Origin of the sequence: Caulobacter sp. CCH9-E1 (genome assembly GCF_001556515.1) — a bacterium.
In the GTDB taxonomy this organism is placed as follows: Bacteria; Pseudomonadota; Alphaproteobacteria; order Caulobacterales; family Caulobacteraceae; genus Caulobacter.
Genome location: NZ_LSJA01000228.1, coordinates 1 through 5,715, shown reverse-complemented (window position 1 = coordinate 5,715; position 5,715 = coordinate 1). Strand labels below are relative to the sequence as shown.

Annotated in this window: 9 protein-coding genes; 3 read left to right on the top strand and 6 right to left on the bottom strand. The window is 69.7% G+C overall.

Annotated features, from left to right (window positions below; genetic code table 11):
* On the bottom strand, window positions 1–893 hold an 893-nt coding region (locus AX690_RS13020), incomplete at its 3' end, for an ABC transporter permease (RefSeq protein ID WP_156449661.1).
* Entirely contained in the window at window positions 886–1,650 is a 765-nt protein-coding gene (locus AX690_RS13015; RefSeq protein ID WP_066687313.1) for an ABC transporter ATP-binding protein, read from the bottom strand. The genes AX690_RS13015 and AX690_RS13020, both read right to left, overlap by 8 nt.
* 149 nt (window positions 1,651–1,799) lie before the next feature.
* Here AX690_RS13015 and AX690_RS23355 point away from each other — a divergent pair, with 149 nt between their 5' ends.
* Window positions 1,800–1,952: a hypothetical protein gene (locus tag AX690_RS23355; protein ID WP_197426860.1), complete on the top strand. Its 153-nt coding sequence runs from the start codon at window positions 1,800–1,802 to the stop codon at window positions 1,950–1,952.
* A gap of 75 nt (window positions 1,953–2,027) precedes the next feature.
* Here AX690_RS23355 and AX690_RS13005 read toward each other — a convergent pair whose 3' ends face one another.
* Window positions 2,028–2,900, bottom strand: a complete 873-nt coding sequence (locus AX690_RS13005; protein ID WP_066687335.1) for a LysR substrate-binding domain-containing protein — start codon at window positions 2,898–2,900, stop codon at window positions 2,028–2,030.
* Between the two features lie 119 nt (window positions 2,901–3,019).
* Between AX690_RS13005 and AX690_RS13000 the strand changes: the two genes are divergently transcribed.
* Window positions 3,020–4,003 carry a sodium-dependent bicarbonate transport family permease gene (locus AX690_RS13000; RefSeq protein WP_066687309.1) on the top strand — a complete coding sequence of 328 codons (984 nt, stop codon included), beginning with the start codon at window positions 3,020–3,022 and terminating at the stop codon, window positions 4,001–4,003.
* Window positions 4,004–4,024: 21 nt separating this feature from the next.
* On the opposite strand, the gene fliE is transcribed toward AX690_RS13000, so the two are convergent.
* From fliE to flgB, 3 genes are read right to left on the bottom strand one after another with little or no spacing between them, the layout of a single operon-like run.
* Window positions 4,025–4,336 (bottom strand): flagellar hook-basal body complex protein FliE, encoded by a 312-nt coding sequence (fliE, locus tag AX690_RS12995; protein WP_066687306.1) that lies wholly within the window; start codon window positions 4,334–4,336, stop codon window positions 4,025–4,027.
* Between the two features lie 10 nt (window positions 4,337–4,346).
* The gene (gene flgC, locus AX690_RS12990; RefSeq protein WP_066687303.1) at window positions 4,347–4,766 is read right to left on the bottom strand and encodes a flagellar basal body rod protein FlgC; all 420 of its coding nucleotides are present in this window, start codon (window positions 4,764–4,766) and stop codon (window positions 4,347–4,349) included.
* 11 nt (window positions 4,767–4,777) lie between these two features.
* Window positions 4,778–5,221, bottom strand: coding sequence for a flagellar basal body rod protein FlgB (gene flgB, locus AX690_RS12985; RefSeq protein WP_066687333.1), 444 nt, complete (start codon window positions 5,219–5,221; stop codon window positions 4,778–4,780).
* Window positions 5,222–5,326: 105 nt separating this feature from the next.
* On the opposite strand from flgB, the gene AX690_RS12980 reads away from it, so the two are divergent.
* On the top strand, window positions 5,327–5,641 hold the full coding sequence (locus AX690_RS12980) for a flagellar biosynthetic protein FliO (RefSeq protein WP_066687331.1): 315 nt from the start codon (window positions 5,327–5,329) through the stop codon (window positions 5,639–5,641).
* Window positions 5,642–5,715: the final 74 nt, after the last annotated feature.

Sequence of the window (5,715 nt, the reverse complement as noted above, 5' to 3'; positions counted from 1 at the left end):
GCCCGGTAGGCCACGGCCGAACCGAGGTTCACCCGCCGCTGCACGCTCGCCCCCACCCGCTCCAGCCGCCCCGCCATCAGCTCGGCCAGGATGTACTGCTCGGAAAAGTTCTTGGCGCCGATCACGTAGGATGCTCGCCCATGGCCCAGCGCGCCGACGGCCAACGGCGCCAGCGCCGCGACGAGGCCGATCGCCAAACCTACGCCGCCCGCCAAGAGGCGCTTGCCGTCGCGCCTGGCCACGCCCGCCTCGATCAGGCCCAGCAGCCCTTCGACGATCAGGGCCAATCCCGCGGAAGCGGCGCAGCCGACCAGCACCGCCACCCAGTCCTCGGTCTGCAGCCCCGAAAAGATGTAGTCGCCCAGCGAGGTCTGGCCGACCGGCGTGGACAGCGTCGCCGCCCCGATCGTCCAGACGGCGGCCGTGCGCACGCCGGCCATGATCACCGGCGCGGCGAGGGGCAGCTCCACCCGCCACAGCCGCTGGCGATCGGTCATGCCGACGCCCTTGGCCGCCTCGACCACCGCCGGATCGACGCTCGCGATCCCGGCCGCGGCGTTCCGCAGGATCGGCAGCATCGAATACAGCGTCAGGGCCAGCAGCGAGGGCAGGAAGCCCAGGGCCGGAAAGCCGTGGCCCAGGACCTTCTCCGCCAGGCGCGAGAGCAGCAGCAGGATCGGATAGAACAGGGCCAGCAAGGCCAGGCTGGGGATCGTCTGCACCAGCCCCGCGCTGGCCAGGGCGATCCACTTCAGGCGCGGATGGCGGGCGGCGGCGATGCCCAGCGGCAGGGCGATGGCGAGGCCGAGCGCCAGGGCCGAAGCGGACAGAGCCACATGCCAGCCCAGGCGCTCGGGCAGGACGGCCAGCGCGGCGTCGAGACGATCAGCCACGGACCAACTCCGCGAGGCGCTGGGCCTGTCGCCTCGGCGCGGCGATCAGGTCGGCGACCACAGGGTCTGGATGGCCCGCCAGCAGGTCGCGCGGCGCGGCCTGGGCCAGCACCTCGCCGGCCGCCATCACCACGACCTCGTCGGCCAGCAACAGGGCTTCGCCGACATCATGGGTGACCATCACCGTGGTCAGGCCCAGCGCCTCGTGCAGCCGCCGCACATCGTCGGCCAGGGCCACGCGGACGACGGGATCCAAGGCGCCGAACGGCTCGTCCATCAGCAGGATGGACGGCCGAGCCGCCAGGGCGCGGGCGACGCCCACACGCTGGCGCTGACCGCCGGAGAGCTGCGCCGGCGCGCGGCTTGCGACATCTCGCGGCAAGGCTACGAGGTCTAGCAGCTCCGCCGTTCGCGCGGCGATCGTCTCGCTTGGCCAGCCCAGCAGGGTCGGCGTGATCCCGATGTTCTGGGCGATGCTCATGTGCGGGAAGAGACCGGTCTCTTGGAAGACGTAGCCTATGCCCCTGCGCAGCTCCGGACCGGGGCGAAGGGCGATGTCCTCGCCATCGACCAGCACGCGGCCCGAGGTCGGCGCGATCAGGCCGTTGATCAGCTTCAGCAGCGTGGTCTTGCCCGCGCCGGATTCGCCGACCAGGGCGACGAAGCGGCCCTTGGCGATACGCAGGTCGGTCCGCGCCAGGACGGTCTGGCCGCCGTACGACTTGCTCACCCGGTCGAGGACGATGGCGTCGGTCATGCGGGCTCCGAGCGGCGCTAACAATCGACCTTCGCCGGTTCCAAGCCGGAAATCAAAGCCGGGGTGCGACAAGGCGGCGCGCGACAGGTCGTCCGGTTCGCGAAGGCCGAGTCAATCTCGACCATGGGCGCATGGTTAAGGAGCGCTTGATGCCCTTCGCGTCGCAGACCCGCCCGTTCGATCCCCGCGCCCGTCGGCCCCGCCAGTGGCCGCTCGGCGTCGCGGTGTTCGTCGCGGCCGTCCTGAACGCGATCGTCTGGGGCGGGCTCTTGTCGGCCGCCCGCGCGTTCCTGCGTCTGTGAGCGTAGCGTTTTTGCCTTTTCTCCCCCGAGCGACTTGAAGGCCGCGCCTCCGGGCGCGGCTCTTTTTTCGTCGGTTCAGCCCCGCTGGGCGACCGCGCGGTCCAGGGCCGCCAGCACGTGCTCGGCCAGGCGATCGGCCGCCGGACCAGCCTCGCGGTTGCGGATCAGGGCGATCTCGCCGTCGGCCAGGGGCGGCGCCTCGCCAGCCAGGATGGCGAGGTCGTCGGGGACCATGGCGCGCGGCAGCACCGACACGCCCAGGCCCGCCCTTAGCGCCGCCAGCTGCCCAGCCACCGAGGGGCTCGTATAGGCGATGCGCCAGGCGCGCCCCGCCTCGTCCAGCGCCGTGGTCGCGCGCCGGCGATAGACGCAGGGCGACGGCGCGGCGATCAGCGAGACGACCTTGCCGGACGTCAGGTCCTCGCCATCGCGCCCGACCCAGACCAGAGGCTCGCGCCAGACCCGCACCCCCAGTTCGCCGCCCAGCGGTTCGCGCTTGACCAGGGCTAGATCCAGCTCGCCGGCGCTCATCCTGTCCAGCAGACGAAGCGTGAGGTCGCAGGTGACCGATAGGGCGATGCGCGGGTGGCTGCGGGCGAAGGCGCCCAGCACCGCCGGCAGGTGGGCCGTGGCGAAGTCCTCCGGCGCGCCCATCCGGACCTCGCCCTCGACCTCGTCGGCCGCCAGCGCCGCGACGATGTCGTCATTGACCCGCAGCAGCCGCCGGGCCTGCGCCAGGAACACCTCGCCCTTGTCGGTCAGGCTGACCCGGCGCGCGTCGCGCTGGAACAGCGGCTCGCCGATCAGGTCCTCAAGCCGTCGCACCTGCAGGCTGATCGCCGACTGGGAGCGGCCCAGGCGCTCGCCCGCGCGGGTGAAACTGCGGCTTTCGCTGACCATGACAAACGCGCGAACGAGGTCGAGATCGAGATTCGTCGGGTTCGGCATCGGCTCATCCATTACAATTCGTCATGATTAGGATGCGAAGGATTATCTTATCGAATTGCTCAAGCCTGGCTAGAGCACCGCCGCGCCTCGATCCGGGGCGTGGCAAGGAGCTCGTTCAGATGGATTTGGCCCAGGGTCTGGCGCAGGCCGCCGGCAACCTCACACAGCCGGCGGTGCTGTTCTTCGTGCTCGGAGCGGGGGCGGCGCTGGCCGGCTCGCCGCTGCGACTGCCCAAAGGGGCCATGAGCTTCCTGTCGATGTACCTGATGCTGTGCATCGGCTTCAAAGGCGGCGCGGAGGCCCGCGCGCACGGGCTGGACCCCACCTTCGTCAGCGCCGCGGTCGCCGGCCTGGGCCTGGCCCTGCTGTTGCCGGTCCTGGCCTACGGCGCGATGCGAAAGGTCGGCCTGACCAGCCTGAACAGCGCGGCGGTCGCGGCGCACTACGGCTCGGTCTCAGTCGTGACCTTCGCGGCCGCCCAGAGCTATCTGGGGTCAATCGGTCATCATCCAGCCGGCTACATGTCGGCGGTTCTGGCCCTGATGGAGACGCCCGGGGTGCTGGTCGCCGTCACCCTGGCCAAGCTGATGTCGCCGAACGAGGCGCGATCGGCCTCGGCGGGCAAGTTGCTGCACGAGGCGCTGCTGAACCCCGCCGCCGTGGTGCTGCTGGGCAGTTTCGCCATCGGTCTGGTCGCCACCGCGCCGAACGCGGCCAAGCTGAATGTCTTCGTCGGCCCGCTGTTCCAGGGCGTCCTGTGCCTGTTCCTGCTGGAGCTGGGCGTGACGGCGGCAGAGCGCCTGCGGGCCTGGCGCGAGGTGCGGCCGGCGGTCGTGGCGATGGGCGTCGTTCTGCCCCTGACCGGCGCGGCGCTGGCGTTGAGCCTGGGTTGGCTGGTTGGGTTGCGTAACGGCGAGCTGGCGACGCTGACGGCTTTGGCCGGCTCGGCCTCCTACATCGCCGCGCCGGCGGCGATCCGGCTGACCCTGCCCAAGGCGGATGCGGGCCTCTGTCTGACGCTGTCCCTGGGGGTCACCTTCCCCTTCAACATCCTGCTGGGTATTCCACTCTACGCCCAGCTGGCGTTGGCGCTGAGCCGGTAGGTGAGCACCATGGGGATGCCGCTAGATCGGCATCCGCATGATTTCCTGGTAGGCCGAGATCACCTGGTCGCGGACGGACATCACCGTCTCCAGGCTGGCCTCGGCCGAGCTGATCGCGGTCACGACGTCGACCAATTCGGCCTTGCCGGCCACCTGGGCGGCGATCTTTTGCTCGGCGACCTTCGAGGCCTTGGTCGCGTCGGTCATCGCCGACTTCAGGATGTCGCCGAAGTCGAGGCCGTTCTTCTGGCCTCCGCCGATCGAACCGACGGAGCCCACGGACATGGCGCCGGAGCTGGCGTAGGCCTTGGCGGCGGCGAGCGCGGTGATCATGGCCTAGCCCCTATTTCTTGAGGATGTCGAGGGTGCGCGATTCCATCACGCGCGCCGTCTCGATGACGTTGAGGTTGGCTTCGTAGGCGCGCTGCGCCTCCTTCATGTCCAGCGCCTCGACCAGCGAATTGACGTTCGGCAGCTTGACGTAGCCGCGTGCGTCGGCGGCCGGATTGCCGGGATCGTATTCGGTCTTGAAGGCGCTTTCGTCCGGATCGACGCGGACCATCTGGACGCCCTCGGCGCCCTGGACCTTGGTTGGCCGGAAGATCGGCACCTGGCGCCGATAGGGATCGCCACCGGCCGTGGTGGCGGTGGAGTTGGCGTTGGCGATGTTCTCGGCGATGACCCGCATGCGGCCCTGCTGGGCGCGGAGGGCGGAAGCCGCGACGGCCATGGCCGCCATAGGTTGGGATTTGATCTCCGGCATCGCCTAGCTCCTCAGCCGTTCGGCTTGCGCGCCGCCATGCGCAGCATGGTCATGGACTTCTGGTAGAAGCTGATCGCCGCGTCGTAGTTCATGCGCGCGTCGGCCATCTTGATCATCTGGTCCTCGAGCGACACCGCGTTGCCGTCGAGAGTGGTTTCCGAATCGGCCCCGGCCGTCGCCCGCCAGGCGCTCGGCGCCTTCGACGGCGCCAGGTGCGAGGCCGAGGTGGCGATCATCCGCACGCCGTTGGTCGGCGCCGCGGGCCCGCCGCGATAAACCGCCCCCGAGGCTTGATTCATCAACGAGGCCTGGAAACTGAAGGGCTTCAGGTCGCTGGGGCGATAGCCGGCGGTGTCGGCGTTGGCCACGTTCTGGGCGACAAGCTTCTGGCGCTCGGTCAGATAACCGAGGCGGCTCTTGAGCATGCCGAAGAGAGGGATGTCATCCGGACCCATGACGAACATGGTGAAGAAACAGGGTTAATTCGACATTAAGAACCGTCAGGCACACCAGGGACGTCGGGGGCATTTCCCTGCGCCATCTTGTCTCGCTCGGCCGTCATGCCCGTCATCGAATTCATCCGCGCCCTGGCGGCGCTGGCGATCACTCTGGGCCTGATCGGCCTGGCCGCCTGGGCCCTGCGCAAGTTCGGGCCGGACGCCGTCGGTCGCCTGATCGCCGCGCGGCAGGATCGCCGCCTCAAGGTCGTCGAGAGCCTGGCGCTGGACCCCACCCGCCGCCTTTTGGTGGTCAGCCTGGATGGCGAGGAGCGCCTCGTCCTGCTGGGCGACGGCAGGCTGCTGGACTGGACGCCCGCGCCCTCCCCGTCTCCTTCGGTTTCCACTTCCGTTTCCGCTCCGGAGCCCGTGGCCTGATGCGCGACCTGATCAAATCCCTGACGGGCGCCAAGCCGGAAGACCTCCGGCGCGCCGCACTGATCTCGGTGCTC